1 protein-coding gene is annotated in these 997 nt (G+C 67.3%); it reads left to right on the top strand.

All coding sequences use genetic code 11. The features are described from left to right. Positions 1–486: 486 nt before the first annotated feature. Positions 487–997: DNA repair protein RecO (gene recO / locus EN742_RS35980; RefSeq protein WP_128333939.1), on the top strand; the 511-nt coding region annotated here is incomplete at its 3' end.

Here is a 997-nt window from a genome sequence, read left to right as displayed (position 1 = left end):
GTCCGAACGCGACCAGATACCAGAAGGTGCGAACCCGCCACTTCACCATGGAGGCGAGGACGGGCTTGACCGAAGCCCAGCCGCCGGCAAGCGCGGCGACGATGAACCCGGCGACCATCGGGCCGAAGGTGAACCAGGGAATGCTCTCGCCGCCGGAGAGCCAGAGGGGATGAACGTCAGCCAGGTCAGGCCGAGCGCCAGCGAAAAGAAGGCGGTCAGCTGATGCCCCCGCACCAGGCTCGGGAAGGAAGTCACGGCAGGTCCTCTCATCGGGCGGATTGGCAATGAGAGGTCGGCTTGCCCGATGGGTCGACCACACGATTGGGACCGGCCGCGCCGATCGACATGCCCGCATTTGGCGCCGGCGCGGGGGAAAATCCCGATCGGTTTCTGAGAAATTTCCGATATTTACGATTGGCAACAGTCCCGGCGCCACGCCCGGCCCAACCTTGATTTCGTCGGCCGATCGGTGAAATGCTCCCCCGCATGGAATGGCGCGACGAGGGAATCATTCTCGGCACCCGTAGGCATGGCGAAACCAGCGCCATCCTCGAGGTAATGACGCGCGCCCATGGCCGCCATCTCGGCCTCGTGCGCGGCGGCCGCTCGCGCAAGCAGCAGCCGGTGCTGCAGCCGGGCAATCGCGTCGATCTCCTGTGGCGGGCCCGCCTCGACGAGCATCTCGGCACCTTCCAGGCCGAGGCGATCGAGATGAACGCCGCTCGCCTGATGGACAGCGCCATCGCCGTCTACGGCCTGCAGACCATGGCGGCGCATCTGCGCCTGCTGCCCGAGCGCGACGCCCACGGCGCGCTTTACGAGACGCTTGCCGTCATGATCGCCCATCTCGACGATGCCGACGCGGCGGGCGAGCTGGTGGCGCGCTTCGAGCTGCTGATCCTCGACGAGCTCGGCTTCGGCCTCGACCTCAGCCAGTGCGCGGCGACCGGCTCCAGGCAGGACCTCGCCTATGTGTCGCCGAAATCCGGCCGCGCCG

Source organism: Mesorhizobium sp. M4A.F.Ca.ET.020.02.1.1, from assembly GCF_004022645.1.
Lineage (GTDB): Bacteria > Pseudomonadota > Alphaproteobacteria > Rhizobiales > Rhizobiaceae > Mesorhizobium.
The sequence above is the reverse complement of the archived record's forward strand: the minus strand, read 5'-3'. Positions and strand labels throughout refer to the sequence as shown.